14 protein-coding genes and 1 tRNA gene are annotated in these 15,165 nt (G+C 45.8%); 11 read left to right on the forward strand and 4 right to left on the reverse strand.

All coding sequences use genetic code 11. From position 1 onward, the window contains the following. Nucleotides 1-47 precede the first annotated feature (47 nt). Nucleotides 48-1,655, forward strand: coding sequence for an ABC-F family ATPase (locus NHB34_RS04260; RefSeq protein WP_353428394.1), 1,608 nt, complete (start codon nucleotides 48-50; stop codon nucleotides 1,653-1,655). A 41-nt stretch (nucleotides 1,656-1,696) separates the two neighbouring features. Here NHB34_RS04260 and NHB34_RS04265 read toward each other — a convergent pair whose 3' ends face one another. The 4 genes from NHB34_RS04265 to NHB34_RS04280 are packed head-to-tail and all read right to left on the reverse strand — an operon-like array spanning nucleotide 1,697 to nucleotide 5,192. Beyond that, complete coding sequence (locus tag NHB34_RS04265; protein ID WP_353428395.1) at nucleotides 1,697-1,960, reverse strand: DUF1289 domain-containing protein; 264 nt, start codon at nucleotides 1,958-1,960, stop codon at nucleotides 1,697-1,699. Continuing rightward, nucleotides 1,957-3,132 carry a GNAT family N-acetyltransferase gene (locus NHB34_RS04270; protein ID WP_353428396.1) on the reverse strand — a complete coding sequence of 392 codons (1,176 nt, stop codon included), beginning with the start codon at nucleotides 3,130-3,132 and terminating at the stop codon, nucleotides 1,957-1,959. Before NHB34_RS04270 ends, NHB34_RS04265 begins: the two co-directional genes overlap by 4 nt. Continuing rightward, nucleotides 3,132-3,518 carry a lactoylglutathione lyase gene (gene gloA, locus NHB34_RS04275; RefSeq protein ID WP_353428397.1) on the reverse strand — a complete coding sequence of 129 codons (387 nt, stop codon included), beginning with the start codon at nucleotides 3,516-3,518 and terminating at the stop codon, nucleotides 3,132-3,134. Before gloA ends, NHB34_RS04270 begins: the two co-directional genes overlap by 1 nt. 3 nt (nucleotides 3,519-3,521) lie before the next feature. After that, nucleotides 3,522-5,192, reverse strand: a complete 1,671-nt coding sequence (locus NHB34_RS04280) for an electron transfer flavoprotein-ubiquinone oxidoreductase (protein WP_353428398.1) — start codon at nucleotides 5,190-5,192, stop codon at nucleotides 3,522-3,524. Between the two features lie 157 nt (nucleotides 5,193-5,349). On the opposite strand from NHB34_RS04280, the gene NHB34_RS04285 reads away from it, so the two are divergent. From NHB34_RS04285 to pheS, 10 genes are all read left to right on the forward strand, one after another. After that, on the forward strand, nucleotides 5,350-6,048 hold the full coding sequence (locus tag NHB34_RS04285) for a CoA transferase subunit A (protein ID WP_353428399.1): 699 nt from the start codon (nucleotides 5,350-5,352) through the stop codon (nucleotides 6,046-6,048). Nucleotides 6,049-6,066: 18 nt separating this feature from the next. Then, nucleotides 6,067-6,717 (forward strand): CoA transferase subunit B, encoded by a 651-nt coding sequence (locus NHB34_RS04290; protein WP_353428400.1) that lies wholly within the window; start codon nucleotides 6,067-6,069, stop codon nucleotides 6,715-6,717. Nucleotides 6,718-6,752: 35 nt separating this feature from the next. Continuing rightward, complete coding sequence (locus NHB34_RS04295; protein WP_353428401.1) at nucleotides 6,753-8,621, forward strand: alpha/beta fold hydrolase; 1,869 nt, start codon at nucleotides 6,753-6,755, stop codon at nucleotides 8,619-8,621. Between the two features lie 8 nt (nucleotides 8,622-8,629). Beyond that, nucleotides 8,630-10,657 carry an HD domain-containing protein gene (locus tag NHB34_RS04300; protein WP_353428402.1) on the forward strand — a complete coding sequence of 676 codons (2,028 nt, stop codon included), beginning with the start codon at nucleotides 8,630-8,632 and terminating at the stop codon, nucleotides 10,655-10,657. 18 nt (nucleotides 10,658-10,675) lie between these two features. Continuing rightward, nucleotides 10,676-10,752: transfer RNA gene (locus NHB34_RS04305), tRNA-Val, on the forward strand. Between the two features lie 102 nt (nucleotides 10,753-10,854). Next, nucleotides 10,855-12,777 carry a threonine--tRNA ligase gene (gene thrS, locus NHB34_RS04310; protein WP_353428403.1) on the forward strand — a complete coding sequence of 641 codons (1,923 nt, stop codon included), beginning with the start codon at nucleotides 10,855-10,857 and terminating at the stop codon, nucleotides 12,775-12,777. Nucleotides 12,778-12,819: 42 nt separating this feature from the next. Further along, nucleotides 12,820-13,344: a translation initiation factor IF-3 gene (gene infC, locus NHB34_RS04315; RefSeq protein ID WP_296968670.1), complete on the forward strand. Its 525-nt coding sequence runs from the start codon at nucleotides 12,820-12,822 to the stop codon at nucleotides 13,342-13,344. 146 nt (nucleotides 13,345-13,490) lie between these two features. Beyond that, nucleotides 13,491-13,688, forward strand: coding sequence for a 50S ribosomal protein L35 (gene rpmI, locus NHB34_RS04320; protein WP_114691330.1), 198 nt, complete (start codon nucleotides 13,491-13,493; stop codon nucleotides 13,686-13,688). A 25-nt stretch (nucleotides 13,689-13,713) separates the two neighbouring features. Then, the gene (gene rplT / locus NHB34_RS04325; protein WP_215382515.1) at nucleotides 13,714-14,079 is read left to right on the forward strand and encodes a 50S ribosomal protein L20; all 366 of its coding nucleotides are present in this window, start codon (nucleotides 13,714-13,716) and stop codon (nucleotides 14,077-14,079) included. Nucleotides 14,080-14,108: 29 nt separating this feature from the next. Beyond that, complete coding sequence (gene pheS / locus NHB34_RS04330) at nucleotides 14,109-15,155, forward strand: phenylalanine--tRNA ligase subunit alpha (RefSeq protein WP_353428404.1); 1,047 nt, start codon at nucleotides 14,109-14,111, stop codon at nucleotides 15,153-15,155. Nucleotides 15,156-15,165: the final 10 nt, after the last annotated feature.

The raw sequence follows: 15,165 nt of genomic DNA on the forward strand, positions 1-15,165 counted from the left end.
AATGCGCATTCGTTCCACTTGATTTTTAGAAAGTTAGAGAAACATCCGTGCTGTCCGCATCTAATATCACTATGCAGTTTGGGGCAAAGCCTCTCTTTGAGAACATCTCAGTTAAGTTTGGCGGTGGCAATCGCTATGGTCTGATTGGTGCCAATGGCTGCGGTAAATCCACTTTTATGAAAATCCTTGGAGGTGAGTTAGAGCCTTCAAGCGGTAACGTGAGTTTAGACCCAGGTATTCGTTTGGGTAAATTGCGCCAGGATCAGTTTGCCTACGAGGATGTGCGCGTTCTCGATGTAGTCATGATGGGCCATGAAGAAATGTGGAAGGCTGCTGCCGAGCGGGATGCAATTTATGCGAACCCAGAAGCAACTGATGAAGATTACATGAAGGCTGCTGAGCTCGAGGGCAAGTATGCAGAATATGGCGGCTATACAGCTGAAGCAAAAGCGGGTGAGTTGTTATTAGGCATTGGAATTCCGATTGAACAGCATAACGGTCCGATGAGTAATGTTGCGCCTGGTTGGAAACTACGTGTATTGCTGGCTCAAGCTTTGTTCTCTGATCCAGATGTCTTGTTGCTAGACGAGCCTACCAATAACTTGGATATTCACTCGATCCATTGGTTAGAAGAAATTCTGAATCAATTTAATAGCACCATCATCATCATTTCCCACGATCGTCACTTCCTTAACGAAGTGTGCACGCATATGGCCGATATGGACTATGGAACCTTGAAGGTTTATCCAGGAAATTACGATTCGTATATGTTGGCCTCCACCCAAGCTAGGGCGCAACAATTGGCTTCAAATGCAAAAGCCAAAGAGAAGATTGCTGAATTACAGGCATTTGTTAGCCGATTCTCCGCAAATGCTTCTAAAGCGCGTCAAGCAACATCACGCCAACGTCAGTTAGAAAAAATTGAAATCGCTGAAATTAAGCCATCATCTCGTCAAAACCCATTTATTCGTTTTGACTACGAGAAAAAATTACACAATATGGCGGTTGAATGTAATGCACTCACAAAAGCATACGACAGAACCATTTTTAAGAACTTGAAGTTGGGTATTCGTGCTGGCGAAAAAATCGCCATCATTGGTCAAAACGGCGCCGGTAAAACAACTCTGCTCAAAACGATTTTGAGCAAACGTTTTGATGGTATTGCCGCTGATAGTGGAGATGTGAAATGGGCTGAAAATGCTAATGTGGGTGTAATGCCTCAGGACAACACCGAGCTCTTTGCTAAAGAAGAAACCTTAATGGAGTGGATGAGTGCTTGGCGTAACACCGGCGATGATGATCAGGTTGTACGAGGCACGTTAGGGCGCCTGCTGTTCTCAGGTGATGATATTGGTAAAGATGTCAAAGTTTTATCTGGTGGTGAAAAAGGACGCATGATTTGGGGAAAATTGATGCTCCAAAAACATAATGTTCTTGCCATGGATGAGCCAACCAATCACATGGATATGGAATCGATTGAGAGCTTGCAAATTGCCCTTGAGAAATTTGAAGGAACCTTGATATTCGTCTCGCACGATCGTGAATTTGTGCAAGCTCTAGCTAATCGTATTCTAGAAGTAAAAATGGACGGCACAGTAGAAGACTATTCAGGCACTTACGAAGAGTACTTACGCAGTCAAGCCTTGGCTGGTTAATCCAATTGAGTGAAAGCTCAGTAAATTAAATAAGCTCACTATTAAGTGGGCTTATTTTCTTTGAGCTGGCGCTGAAAGCGCATGGCCGTTCCGTCTTCCCGAATTCGCTTCCAAACGGAGGCCTTTTCCTCGTCGCTAAAAAACACCCAATTACTCACTTCGTTAAGGGTACGGCCACAGCCCTGACAAATTTCATCATAGAGGGTGGTGCAGATACCGATACAAGGTGAGTCAGACTCATCATCCCCAGTCGAGAGTGAATGTGAGCCATCTTGAGGGTTAGGAGGATTGCTTCCAGAATTCATTCGAGTACTTTAGTCGATTTTATTGGGCTGTGCTCAGCAAGCTCATCTACATACGCTGTAATGCCGAGGTGCTCTCTGCCTAAAAATTGTTCCACTGCCTTGGCAAATCTATGGTCTTGAATGAAATGGGCGGATTGAATCGTCGTTGGTAAAAATCCTCTCGCCATCTTATGTTCGCCTTGTGCGCCACCTTCAAAAGTTTGAATGCCCCTAGAAATGCAATATTCAATGGCTTGATAGTAGGCAGTCTCAAAATGCAGAAGGGGAATATGCTCAAGCGCACCCCAATAGCGACCATAGGCCTTTGACATTGCAGTGTCTACAACGAGTAATGAAGATGCCATGGGTAAACCATCTCTATGGGCTACTATTAAATGCAAGTCTTGCGGTGAGCGGCTGGCCCAAAGCTTAAAAAAGGATTCATTGAGATAAGGCTGTGATTGGTGCTCATAGTAGGTATTTGCATAGCATGCGTAGAAGAATTCCCAATCTTGGTCTGTAGAGTCCCTGCCTGGGATATGCCTAAATGTTATGTTGTGTGCTGAAACCAGCTCTCGCTCGCGACGAATATTTTTACGCCGCTTCATAGTGAGCGCTGATAAAAATTGATCAAAGTCTTTGTAGTTCTGGTTATGCCAATGGAACTGAACAGAATCTCTTAGAAGAAACCCATGTGCATTTAGCAATTCAATCTCTTCTTCTTTTGGAAATAAGACATGTGCCGAAGATAGGTGATTATTTTGGACAAGAGATTTCAAGCCAGCAATGAGTTTTGAAGTGAAGAGTGTTCGATCAAGTTCTGGTTTTACTAATAAACGCGAACCTTGAACTGGCGTAAATGGCATGGCGCAAAGTGCTTTGGGATAGTAGTTCATACCCTGTTGTTCATATGCTTGCGCCCAAGACCAATCAAAAACATATTCACCATAAGAGTGTTGCTTTAAATACAAAGGAATTGCGCCAACTATTCCTTGATCACTTTTTAATATTAGGTGGGCAACTTGCCAGCCAGTGTTATCGCCAACACAGCCTGTTTCTTCTAGAGAAGATAAGAATTCATGCTTTAAAAAAGGGCCTGCATCAAATGGAAGCAGGCTATTCCAGTCTGATGCGGCAACATCAGATAACGAATTGAGTATTTCGAGATGAAATTGCCCTGATTCAGTTACCACTAGCGTTGAATGAGTTCAATTTTGTAACTATCTGGGTCAGTTACAAAGGCGATGATCGTGTCACCACCGGCGACGGGGCCTGCTTCGCGAGTGACATTGCCGCCAGCGGCTTTGATCTTATCGCAGGCAGCATAGGCATCGGGCACACCAATGGCAATGTGACCATAGGCGCTGCCTAAGTCATAAGCATTAACTCCGTAGTTATAGGTCAACTCAATTTCAGCTTGGCCATCTGCATTGCCCTTACCAAAACCAACAAAAGCTAATGAGTACTTTTGTGAAGGTCGATCAGTGGTGCGCAAGAGGTTCATGCCCAATACTTTGGTGTAGAAATCAATAGAGCGCTGCAGATCACCTACACGCAGCATGGTGTGCAAAAGCATCATGATTTACATTGCTCCGTAATTTGGTCCACCACTACCTTCAGGTGTTACCCAAACAATGTTTTGACTTGGATCTTTGATGTCACAGGTCTTGCAGTGCACGCAGTTTTGCGAGTTGATCTGTAGTTTTGGCTGACCATCTGCCTCAACGTATTCATATACACCGGCTGGGCAATACCGTTGCTCAGGGCCGTCATAAGTTTTGAGATTAAGACTAACTGGAATGGCCGTATCTTTCAAAGTCAGGTGAATTGGCTGATTCTCTGCATGATTGGTATTGGAGATAAACACCGAAGAGAGACGATCGAAACTGATTTTGCCGTCTGGTTTAGGGTAGTCAATGGGTTTATGTTGCGCCGCTGGCTCAAGGCACTCATGATCTGCATGTTTGAGGTGTACCGTCCATGGCATATTGCCGCCCAATACTTTTTGCTCTAGACCAACCATCAACGTACCAAGGTAAAGTCCTTTGGACATCCACGCTTTGAAATTGCGCGCTTGATTCAGTTCGGTATGAAGCCAGCTATTTTGAAAAGCAGCTGGGTAGCCTGCAAGCACATCGGCTGAACGATTGTCGGCCAATGCAGCAACGGCCGCTTCAGCAGCCAGCATGCCAGTCTTAATTGCAGCATGACTACCTTTGATGCGAGAGGCATTTAAGAATCCTGCATCACAACCAATTAAGGCACCGCCAGGGAATACCGTTTTGGGCAGGCTATTTAAACCACCTGCGGTTAATGCGCGTGCGCCATAGGCAATCCGCTTTCCACCTTCAAAAGTTTCGCGAATCTTGGGATGCAATTTATATTGTTGGAATTCTTCAAAAGGTGAGAGGTAGGGATTTTTATAAGAGAGACCAACTACAAGACCTACCGCTACTTTGTTATCACCTAAGTGATACAGGAATGATCCGCCATAGGTATCGCTTTCTAGTGGCCAGCCTGCAGTATGAACAACCAAGCCAGGCTTGCTCTGAGATGGCTCAACTTCCCAAAGCTCTTTAATGCCAATGCCATAGCTCTGTGGATCAGAGTCTTTATCTAAAGCGAATTTGGCAATTAATTGTTTGCCGAGATGGCCGCGTGCACCCTCTGCAAACAGGGTGTACTTGCCGCGTAATTCCATGCCCAGTTGAAATTGATCAGTGGGATTGCCTTCCTTATCTAAGCCCATTGCCCCAGTGATTACACCCGCAACAGCACCTTGCTCGTTGTATAAAACTTCTGCAGCAGGAAAACCTGGGAAAATTTCTACGCCAAGTGCTTCAGCTTGTTCACCCAGCCAACGTGTGACATTAGCTAAGCTCACAATATAGTTACCTTCGTTCTGGAAGCAGTGAGGCAACATCCAGTTTGGCACTTGATATGAATTATCTTTTGTTAAGAAGAGGAATTGATCTTGGGTAACCTCAGTATTGAGTGGGGCACCTAATTCTTTCCAATTTGGGAATAATTCGCTTAGGGCCTTGGGATCCATTACGGCGCCTGACAAAATATGGGCGCCAATTTCAGAGCCTTTTTCTAGTACGCAGACACTAATTTCTTGCCCGGATTCGCTGGCGAGCTGTTTTGCTCGAATAGCAGCAGATAAACCAGCAGGTCCGCCCCCGACGATCACAAGGTCATAGTCCATGGATTCGCGGGGCCCGAATTGTTCTAGTAACTGCGCTGGATTCATGCAATTTCTCCGAGATTTCTTAAAAATAGGGTATTTCAGCCTAGATAGTTTAGTTCTAAGTGTTCAATACCAGTCTGGTGCTAGGACTGGCTGGGCTTTGGTGTCTAAAGCGTTATGATTGCTTTTTTACCATTTTCGGCAATATTAGGACAAATTTATGAATAAGACTTACCCATCGGCAGTCGATGCCCTGCGGGATATTTTGAAGGATGGACAAAAAATCGCTGTTGGTGGTTTTGGTTTGTGCGGTATTCCTGAGGCGCTGATTCAGGCAGTAAAGGATCTTGGTGCACAGAACCTGACGGCTATTGCAAATAATGCTGGTGTTGATGGTTTTGGCTTGGGCTTGCTATTAAATTCACGCCAAGTAAAGAAAATGGTCGCCTCTTATGTTGGTGAGAATAAAGAATTTGAGCGCCAGTACTTAGCAGGCGAGTTGGAGTTGGAATTTACGCCGCAAGGAACCTTGGCGGAAAAATTACGCGCCGGTGGTTGTGGCATTCCCGCTTTCTATACCAAAACTGGAGTAGGTACATTAGTTGCCGAAGGTAAAGAAGAAAAAGAATTCGATGGTGAAAAATACATCATGGAACGTTCAATCATTTCAGATATTTCTTTAGTGAAAGCTTGGAAAGCGGATAAGTCTGGTAACTTGGTTTATCGCTATACAGCTCGTAACTTCAATCCAGTAGTGGCAATGGCAGGCAAGATTACGGTAGCTGAAGTAGAAGAGATTGTGGAGAACGGTCAATTGCATCCAGATGAGATTCATACTCCTGGGATTTACATCCACCGCCTAGTTATTAATAAAACTCCAGAGAAGCGTATTGAGCAACGTACGCTTTCAGCTGCTTAATTATTTGGGAAGAACGACATGCCTTGGAATAGAGATGAAATGGCAGCGCGTGCTGCAAAAGAATTAAAAGATGGTTATTACGTAAACCTTGGTATTGGTATGCCCACATTAGTGGCAAACCATGTACCAAAAGATATGGAAGTGTGGCTTCAATCTGAGAATGGCCTATTGGGTATTGGACCATTTCCAACCGAGGCAACAATTGATGCGGATTTAATTAACGCTGGCAAGCAAACGGTTACTACATTGCCTGGATCTTCCATTTTTTCTTCTGCGGATTCTTTCGGAATGATTCGTGGTGGAAAAATCAATATTGCTATCCTCGGCGCCATGCAAGTTAGTGAGCATGGTGATCTAGCGAATTGGATGATCCCTGGAAAGATGGTAAAGGGCATGGGCGGTGCAATGGATTTAGTTGCCGGTGTAAAGCACGTAGTTGTCTTAATGGAGCACGTTGCTAAAAAGAAAGATGGCACTGAAGAGATCAAAATTTTGCCCAAGTGCACTTTGCCTTTGACGGGTGTAAAAGTAATCAACAAGATCATTACGGATCTGTGTGTATTGGATATCACGCCTAAAGGGCTTGAGTTGGTTGAGTTAGCACCTGGAGTTACAAAGGAAGAGGTGCTTGCTAAAACCGGTGCCCATGTTGATACAACGGGTTTCTAACATCGGTCACCATTTAATGGAATAATGGGTTCACCATGCCGGGTTCCCATCTTTTCCATTCGAAATCATCAAAACCCCAGAGTCACTCTGGGGTTGATCCAACTTTGCATGCGCATAAAAAAGGCGATGCGAAGCACTCCCATAGAAAAGAAGTCTCCAATCAAAATCTATTGCTAATCGCTTTAGTCCTAACACTGGGTTTCTCCGGGGTTGAGGGAGCGGCTGCCTACTTTGCGAACTCGTTAGCTTTAATTTCAGATGCTGGTCACATGGTGACTGATGCTGCGGCATTAGGGCTTGCCTTATTGGCTCAAATTATTTCTCGTCGTCCGCCATCACCCAAACATTCGTTTGGGTTTGGTAGGGCAGAAGCATTAGCAGCTTTCGTCAATAGCATTGCGATGCTTGGCTTGGTGGTATGGATCGTGATTGAAGCGATTAGACGTTTTTTTGATCCTCATCAGGTGGATGGCTATACCGTTACTGTGGTTGCTGCTATCGGCTTGCTCATGAATATCGTGGTTGCATGGGTTTTATCGCATGATAAGAAAAGCGTGAATACCCGAGCGGCATTGGTGCATGTGATGGGCGATTTGCTGGGTTCGATTGCTGCGCTGATGGCTGGTATTGTGATTCAGGTCACTGGCTGGATGCCAATCGACGCCATCCTGTCTATTTTGGTTTCGCTGTTGATTTTAAAGTCTACTGTCTCGATTCTCCATGAGTCTTATCACTTCTTAATGGAGGGTGTGCCACTTCACATTGATTATGTTCAAGTAGGTAAAGATTTAAAAAATGTACCTGGTGTTCTCGCAGTGCATGATTTGCATGTATGGGAAATGACTCCAAGTTTTCCTGCGCTCATTGGCCATATTGAAATAGCCAACATTCAAGAGTGGCCTGACATTATGAACAGAATTAATCAGATGCTGTTAGAGAAGTACGGCATTGATCATGTTACTTTGCAGCCAGAGGAAGTGCATGCGGTAATTGATTGTATTGAGGATGGTGATGCGCATGATTTTCATCATCAAGCAGGTGTAATCCACTATGGCGATACCTTCTATGTGCGATGTACAAGTGGTAAGTCTACGTATCGTATGGCTTATCACGCCTGGGGAGATCCCAGTAACTCCAAAGTGCTTTTGTGTGTTCACGGCTTAACACGCCGCGGTAGTGACTTTAAAACTCTTGCGCAAGCAATGTGTAAAGACTATTACGTCGTTTGTCCAGATGTGGTGGGTCGTGGCGACTCTGATCGTTTAGAAAATCCTATGCAATACGCTGTTCCACAGTACGTTGCAGATATGGCGCAATTAGTAAAACAGTTGGGCGTTACTCAGGTCGATTGGTTCGGTACATCAATGGGTGGTCTGATTGGTATGGTTTATGCCGCGATGCCAAATTCACCAATTCGCAAAATGCTGATTAATGACGTGGGTCCCAAAATTGAACCTGATGCGATTAAGCGACTAGGCTCTTATGTTGGCCAACCTTTTGCATTTGCCAATCGCGCAGATGCTTTAAACCGCTTAAACCAAATTTGCGCCACTTTTGGTGAGCATACTCCTGAAGAATGGGAAATCTACAACGGGCCGATGCTTATTCAGCGTGATGGTTTATGGGTGATGCATTACGACCCCAATATTGCCGTTCCTTTTGCTTCTGTTAATCCCATCATGGCAAAAGCTGGTGAGGTTGCCATGTGGCATGCATTTAAGCAAATTCATATACCCATGCTGATCGTTCGTGGAGCTGATTCTGACTTGCTTTCTGCTCAGACTGTTGCCGAGATGTGCAGGGTCAATCCTTATGCTCGTAGTATCGAGATTCCTAACGTAGGCCATGCACCAGCATTTGTTAAGCCTGAACAGATAGCCTTGGCAAAAGAATTCTTTAGTTAATTTTGCCTATGGCAAATACGCCCAGTAAAACTGCCAACTTTGTAGATGCATGGTATGGCGAACCTTCTGAAACCCATTCCTTGGGCGTTTCGCAAATATTGCAAGGTCTTAACTTAGACGAAGCAAGCTTGCTTGCTGCGAATAACATTGCGCGCACTCTCAACAAAGAGGCGCTAGTGAAGTTAATCGGCGAGGAGTCCGCGAAACTATTGATTGGATATCGCGGTTTACGTCAAGCTCAAGCGAAGTTGGTGCGAGAAGATGGCGGCCTGAGTGTTTCTGGTCAAGAAGAAATGCTGCGCAAGATGTTGTTAGCATTTGGTGATGACTTGCGAGTAGTGCTGATTTATCTAGCCTCTCGATTGCAAACACTGCGTTGGATTACCCAGGAAAAGATTTCGGTGCCAGCGCCATGGGCGCAAGAGATTTTAGATATCGATGCGTCATTAGCCAATCGCTTAGGTATTTGGCAAATGAAATGGGAGATGGAGGATCTTGCGTTCAGAGCGCTTTCTCCGCAGATGTATCGCGATATTGCGAAGATGCTAGATGCCAAACGCATTGAGCGTCAGGCTTTTATTGAGAAGATTGTTAAACAACTTCAAGAGGAATTAATAACCGCGAATATTTCTGGGGAGGTATTCGGTAGACCTAAGCACATCTATAGCATTTGGAAAAAAATGCAAGGCAAGTCATTAGACTTTGCAAACCTTTATGACGTTCGCGCTTTTCGGGTATTGGTTGATGACATCAAAAATTGCTATGCCGTTTTAGGAATTGTGCATAACGTTTGGCAGCCAGTGCCCCGCGAGTTTGATGATTACATTGCGCGGCCTAAACCAAATGGATATCAATCGCTTCATACTGTGGTGATGAATGATGAGGGCGCTGCTTTTGAGATTCAAGTGCGCACCCATGAGATGCATCAACAGGCTGAGTATGGTTTGGCCGCCCACTGGCGCTATAAAGAAGGCGCCTATATTGGTATGGCAACTCCGCCAAACCAAAGCAAAGCAAAACCAGGTAACAAACCCCATGTTACGCATCAGCCCGGCACTCATAGCGCAGAAGTGGCTTATGAGCGCCAAATTGCATGGGCAAGACAGTTGATCTCATGGAAAGAGGATGCATGGGATCAGCTAAAACATCATGAGATTGATGATCATATTTACGTGCTGACTCCTTTAGGGAAGGTGATCTCATTAGAAAAGGGGTCAACGCCCATTGATTTTGCCTATGCAGTACATACCAATTTAGGTCATCGTTGCCGTGGTGCACGAGTTGATGGTGCCATGGTCCCACTTGAGACCGCTTTAAAAAATGGTCAGACTATTGAGATCATCGCTGTGAAAGATGGTGGTCCATCGCGTGATTGGATTAGTCCAGATAAAAACTACATCGGCTCTTCTCGTGCGCGCCAACGTGTGCGAGCTTGGTTTAACGCCTTGGACGACGCAGAAGTCTCTTCTGTTACAAAAGTTTCTGAATCGAAAACAGAGACTTCGGTAGATACCAAAGTAATTGCCCCAGAAATTGTTTTACGTCACAGTACTCGCAAAGCTGGACAGGGTGGCGATGTATTGGTTGTAGGGGTAGATTCTTTGTTAACGCAGTTGGCTAGATGTTGTCGCCCAGTTCCTCCTGATGCGATTGCAGGTTTTGTGACGCAAGGCAGAGGGGTGTCGATTCATCGTCGATCGTGTAAGACATTTAGGGGCTTGCTAGAAAGAGCGCCTGAGCGTGTGATCCAAACTGCTTGGACTGCTTCTGCGGCGGATCCAGATGCCAAGTCAGATCAAAAGCGAGTCTTTCCTGCTGATTTGCTGGTTTCAGGATTGGATCGTCCAGAGTTGATGCGAGAGCTATTTGAAATCTTGACTCGCCAAGGCGTGCATGTCATTGATTTACGAAAATCTGCAAAAAGGGGTATAGCCCAGATCCTTTTAACGGTCGAGGTCAAAGACTCAGAGGTGTTGAGGGTGGTTCAAAATAGCCTAGAAGAGCTCAAAGGGGTCACGCAAGTACGTCGCCGGTGATAAACTCTAGGGCTGTATAGGCTCGTAGCTCAGCTGGTTAGAGCACCACCTTGACATGGTGGGGGTCGTTGGTTCGAGTCCAATCGAGCCTACCAACGAATAATGACCCAAGATGCGCGGTTGCCCACAAGCTCCCGCGCTTTCTTTTTAGGTCTGTTGTAGTGAAGCTGGAGTTCAATTAAGAAGATGGAGTTGTTATGCCAGTAGTTACTCTGCCAGATGGATCAAAACGAGAGTTTGAGGCCCCCGTTCGCGTGGCGGATGTGGCTCAAAGTATCGGCAGCGGTCTAGCAAAAGCTGCTTTAGGCGGAATCGTTGATGGCAAGATGGTGGATACCAGCTTTGTCATTGATAAAGATAGCCAGCTCGCTATCATTACGGATAAGAGTCCTGAAGCTTTAGAGATTGTGCGTCACTCAACCGCGCACTTGTTGGCATACGCTGTTAAGGAATTATTTCCAGAAGCGCAAGTCACTATCGGTCCTGTAGTCGAAAACGGTTTTTACTATGATTTCTCGTATCACCGCCCATTCACGCCTGATGATTTAGTCGCGCTGGAAAAGAAAATGGTGGAACTGGCTAAGAAAGATGAGCCAGTAGTTCGTAGTGTTTTGCCTCGTGATGAAGCAGTGAAATTTTTTAAAGATCAAGGTGAGCATTACAAGGCTGAAATCATCGCCAGCATTCCGCAGGGTGAGGATGTGTCACTTTATGCGGAAGGCAAATTCACGGACTTATGCCGCGGTCCACACGTACCATCCACAGGTAAGTTAAAAGTATTTAAGCTCATGAAGCTTGCAGGCGCCTACTGGCGCGGCGATAGCAAGAATGAGATGCTCCAGCGGATCTACGGAACTGCATGGTTACGCAAGGAAGATCAAGATGCCTACCTGCACATGCTTGAAGAGTCTGAGAAGCGTGATCATCGTCGCTTAGGCAAGCAACTCGATTTATTCCATTTTCAGGAAGAAGCTCCAGGTTTAATTTTCTGGCATCCAAAAGGTTGGTCAATCTGGCAAGAGGTTGAGCAATACATGCGTCGCGTTTATCAGCAAGAGGGCTACCAAGAGGTGAAGGCTCCGCAAATTTTGGATCGCGCCCTTTGGGAAAAATCTGGCCACTGGGAAAACTACAAAGAAAATATGTTCACTACGGAGTCAGAAAATCGTGCATATGCATTAAAGCCGATGAACTGCCCTGGTCACGTACAAATTTATAACTCTGGCTTACATAGCTATCGTGAATTGCCATTACGCTTTGGTGAGTTTGGTCAATGTCACCGCAATGAACCTTCGGGCGCACTGCATGGTTTGATGCGCGTTCGTGGCTTTACTCAAGATGATGGACACATTTTCTGTACTGAAGATCAAATTCAGTCTGAGGTGGCAGACTTTGACAAGGCGGTACGTGCCGTTTATCAAGATTTTGGCTTTACTGAAGTGGCTGTTAAGTTGGCCTTACGTCCCGCCAAACGTGTTGGCGATGATGCTATTTGGGATAAGGCTGAAGAAGCCCTTCGTGGCGCACTAAAGGCTTCCGGACAAGAATGGGAAGAATTACCAGGCGAGGGCGCTTTTTATGGCCCTAAGATCGAGTATCACCTTAAGGACTCTATTGGACGGACCTGGCAGTGCGGCACGATTCAGGTAGATTTCTCAATGCCAGCTCGCCTTGGTGCGGAATATGTGGCTGAGGACAACAGCCGTAAGACCCCAGTGATGCTACACAGAGCAATTGTGGGCTCTTTAGAGCGTTTTATAGGCATTCTGATCGAAAATCACGCTGGAAACATGCCGGTTTGGCTTGCCCCGGTTCAGGCTGTGGTTCTGAATATCTCCGGAAATTCTGCTGCATATGCGCAACAAGTCCAACAAATCTTGAAAAAACAAGGGTTTAGAGTCGAAGCGGATTTGCGGAACGAGAAAATTACGTATAAAATACGCGAGCACGCATTACAGAAGATCCCATTTTTGCTTGTTGTAGGGGATAAGGAATCAGAAAGTAATTCGGTGGCCGTTCGTGCCCGTGGCGGAGTGGATTTGGGTGTAATGCCTATTGATGCCTTCGTTGCCCGACTCCAGCAGGATATATCCCAAAAAGTCGGACCCGAGCCTAGCTAGGGTTAGAACGGTTTTTATTGTTTTTTTAGAGGAATTAAGAAGATCGCTACTGAAAAATTGCAGCGCATTAATCGGGAAATTACTGCTCCTGAAGTGCGTTTGATTGGAATCGATGGTGAAGCCATCGGTGTAGTTAAGTTGAGTGAAGCCTTGGCTGCAGCAGAAGAGAAAGATACCGATTTGGTTGAAATTGCTCCTACAGCTGTTCCACCTGTAGTCCGAATCATGGACTTTGGCAAATTCAAATACCAAGAAGCCAAGCGTCAGCATGAAGCAAAGCTGAAGCAAAAAGTCATTCAGGTGAAGGAAGTAAAGTTCCGCCCTGGTACGGATGACGGTGACTATGGTGTGAAACTACGTAATCTGATCCGCTTTTTAGAAGATGGCGATAAGACAAAAATTACGCTGCGTTTTCGGGGTCGAGAAATGGCTCACCAAGAAATCGGAGCAAGAATGTTGGAGCGTTTGAAGTTGGACCTACAAGAGTATGGCCAAGTTGAACAGTTTCCAAAGATGGAGGGTCGTCAGATGGTGATGGTATTGGCCCCCGTTCGTAAGGCTAAGTAACTGGGATTGAGTAATACCTAGTTCTTATGTAGGGAGGCGTTCTGAGTGAATAACGAAGGCGCTGGCAGTTAAGAAGTGCTTCTGGGTACAGGAAGAGTAGCCGTCGGTTACCACCTATGTTGCACAAGTAGAAGAAGGGGTGCTTTATGCCCAAGATGAAGAGTAAGAGTAGCGCCAAAAAGCGCTTCACGGTTCGCGCAGGCGGAACCATCAAACGAGGTCAGGCTTTCAAACGCCACATCCTCACCAAGAAGACCACAAAGAACAAGCGTCATTTACGTGGTTCCACAGAAGTTGCGAAATCTGATGTGAAGTCAATTCGCTCTATGCTTCCTTACGCTTAACCTCAGACTAGATTAGGAGAATTCGATGCCAAGAGTCAAACGTGGGGTTACAGCAAGAGCCCGTCATAAGAAAATTACTGATGCTGCAACAGGTTACCGCGGTCGTCGTAAAAACGTATTCCGTATTGCTAAGCAAGCGGTTATGCGTGCTGGTCAATATGCTTATCGTGACCGTCGCAATAAGAAACGTGTATTCCGCGCCTTGTGGATTGCTCGTATCAACGCGGCAGTGCGTGAGCATGACATGACCTATAGCGTATTCATGAATGGTATGAAGAAGGCTGCGATCGAACTCGACCGCAAAGTGCTTTCTGATATGGCCATTGCTGACAAAGCGGCTTTTGCTGCTTTGGTTACTCGGATTAAATCCGTAGTAAACGCTGCAGCTTAATTCTTAGTTTCTAAACGAACTAAGCTGCAATGGTTTCTCTCGACCAAATTGTCGAGGATGCCAAACGTGATTTCTCTGGAGCTGCCGACTCGGCGGCTCTTGAGGACGCGAAAGCCAGGTATCTCGGTAAATCAGGTGTTCTCACTGAGCGTTTAAAAGCGCTTGGTGGAATGACGCCTGAGGAGCGCAAGAGTGCTGGCGCCCAAATTAATCAAGTCAAAACTCAAGTAGAGACTGCATTACAAGAGCGTCGTCAGGCTTTGGCTAATGCCGTATTGCAACAGCGTCTCGCCGCTGAATCGATTGATGTGTCCTTGCCAGGGCGCGGTCAAGCGGTTGGTAGCTTGCATCCAGTGATGCGTACTTGGGAGCGCGTAGAAGAAATCTTCCGTTCCATTGGTTTTGATGTGGCTGATGGCCCTGAAATTGAAACGGATTGGTTTAATTTCACGGCACTCAATAGCCCAGAAAATCATCCTGCTCGTTCAATGCAGGATACCTTTTATATCGACGGCAAAGATGCCTTAGGTAAGCCTTTGTTGTTGCGTACACATACCAGTCCAATTCAGGTTCGCTATGCGAGCGAGCATGTAAAAAAATATGCAAATGCGGATGTGATGCCTCCAATTAAAGTGATTGCGCCTGGAAGAACCTATCGTGTAGATAGTGATGCAACGCACTCTCCCATGTTTCATCAAGTAGAGGGATTGTGGATTGCTGAGAGTGTTTCATTCGCTGATCTCAAAGGCGTCTATACCGATTTCTTGAGAACCTTCTTTGAAACGAATGAGTTGCAAGTGCGTTTCCGTCCTTCCTATTTCCCATTCACTGAGCCATCTGCAGAAATCGATATGGCCTTTGGTAGCGGAAAGTTAGCAGGTCGCTGGTTAGAGATTTCTGGGGCAGGGCAGGTTCACCCCAATGTATTGCGCAATATGGGTATCGATTCAGAACGCTATACAGGTTTTGCCTTTGGTTCCGGTCTTGAGCGCTTAACCATGTTGCGTTATGGCGTAGATGATCTGCGCCTCTTCTTTGAAAATGATTTGCGTTTCCTAGCGCAGTTCCCTGCTTAAGCGAGCATTA

Source organism: Polynucleobacter sp. MWH-UH19D, assembly GCF_040409795.1.
Lineage (GTDB): Bacteria > Pseudomonadota > Gammaproteobacteria > Burkholderiales > Burkholderiaceae > Polynucleobacter.

What these genes read in the sequence shown, in the direction of transcription:
- gloA (WP_353428397.1), bottom strand. Translation starts at nt 3,518, where the DNA reads ATGATGCTTTTGCACACCATGCTGCGTGTAGGTGATCTGCAGCGCTCT.
- thrS (WP_353428403.1), top strand. Translation starts at nt 10,855, where the DNA reads ATGCCAGTAGTTACTCTGCCAGATGGATCAAAACGAGAGTTTGAGGCC.
- NHB34_RS04280 (WP_353428398.1), bottom strand. Translation starts at nt 5,192, where the DNA reads ATGAATCCAGCGCAGTTACTAGAACAATTCGGGCCCCGCGAATCCATG.
- NHB34_RS04265 (WP_353428395.1), bottom strand. Translation starts at nt 1,960, where the DNA reads ATGAATTCTGGAAGCAATCCTCCTAACCCTCAAGATGGCTCACATTCA.
- rplT (WP_215382515.1), top strand. Translation starts at nt 13,714, where the DNA reads ATGCCAAGAGTCAAACGTGGGGTTACAGCAAGAGCCCGTCATAAGAAA.
- NHB34_RS04290 (WP_353428400.1), top strand. Translation starts at nt 6,067, where the DNA reads ATGCCTTGGAATAGAGATGAAATGGCAGCGCGTGCTGCAAAAGAATTA.
- rpmI (WP_114691330.1), top strand. Translation starts at nt 13,491, where the DNA reads ATGCCCAAGATGAAGAGTAAGAGTAGCGCCAAAAAGCGCTTCACGGTT.
- NHB34_RS04300 (WP_353428402.1), top strand. Translation starts at nt 8,630, where the DNA reads ATGGCAAATACGCCCAGTAAAACTGCCAACTTTGTAGATGCATGGTAT.
- NHB34_RS04295 (WP_353428401.1), top strand. Translation starts at nt 6,753, where the DNA reads ATGCCGGGTTCCCATCTTTTCCATTCGAAATCATCAAAACCCCAGAGT.
- NHB34_RS04285 (WP_353428399.1), top strand. Translation starts at nt 5,350, where the DNA reads ATGAATAAGACTTACCCATCGGCAGTCGATGCCCTGCGGGATATTTTG.
- pheS (WP_353428404.1), top strand. Translation starts at nt 14,109, where the DNA reads ATGGTTTCTCTCGACCAAATTGTCGAGGATGCCAAACGTGATTTCTCT.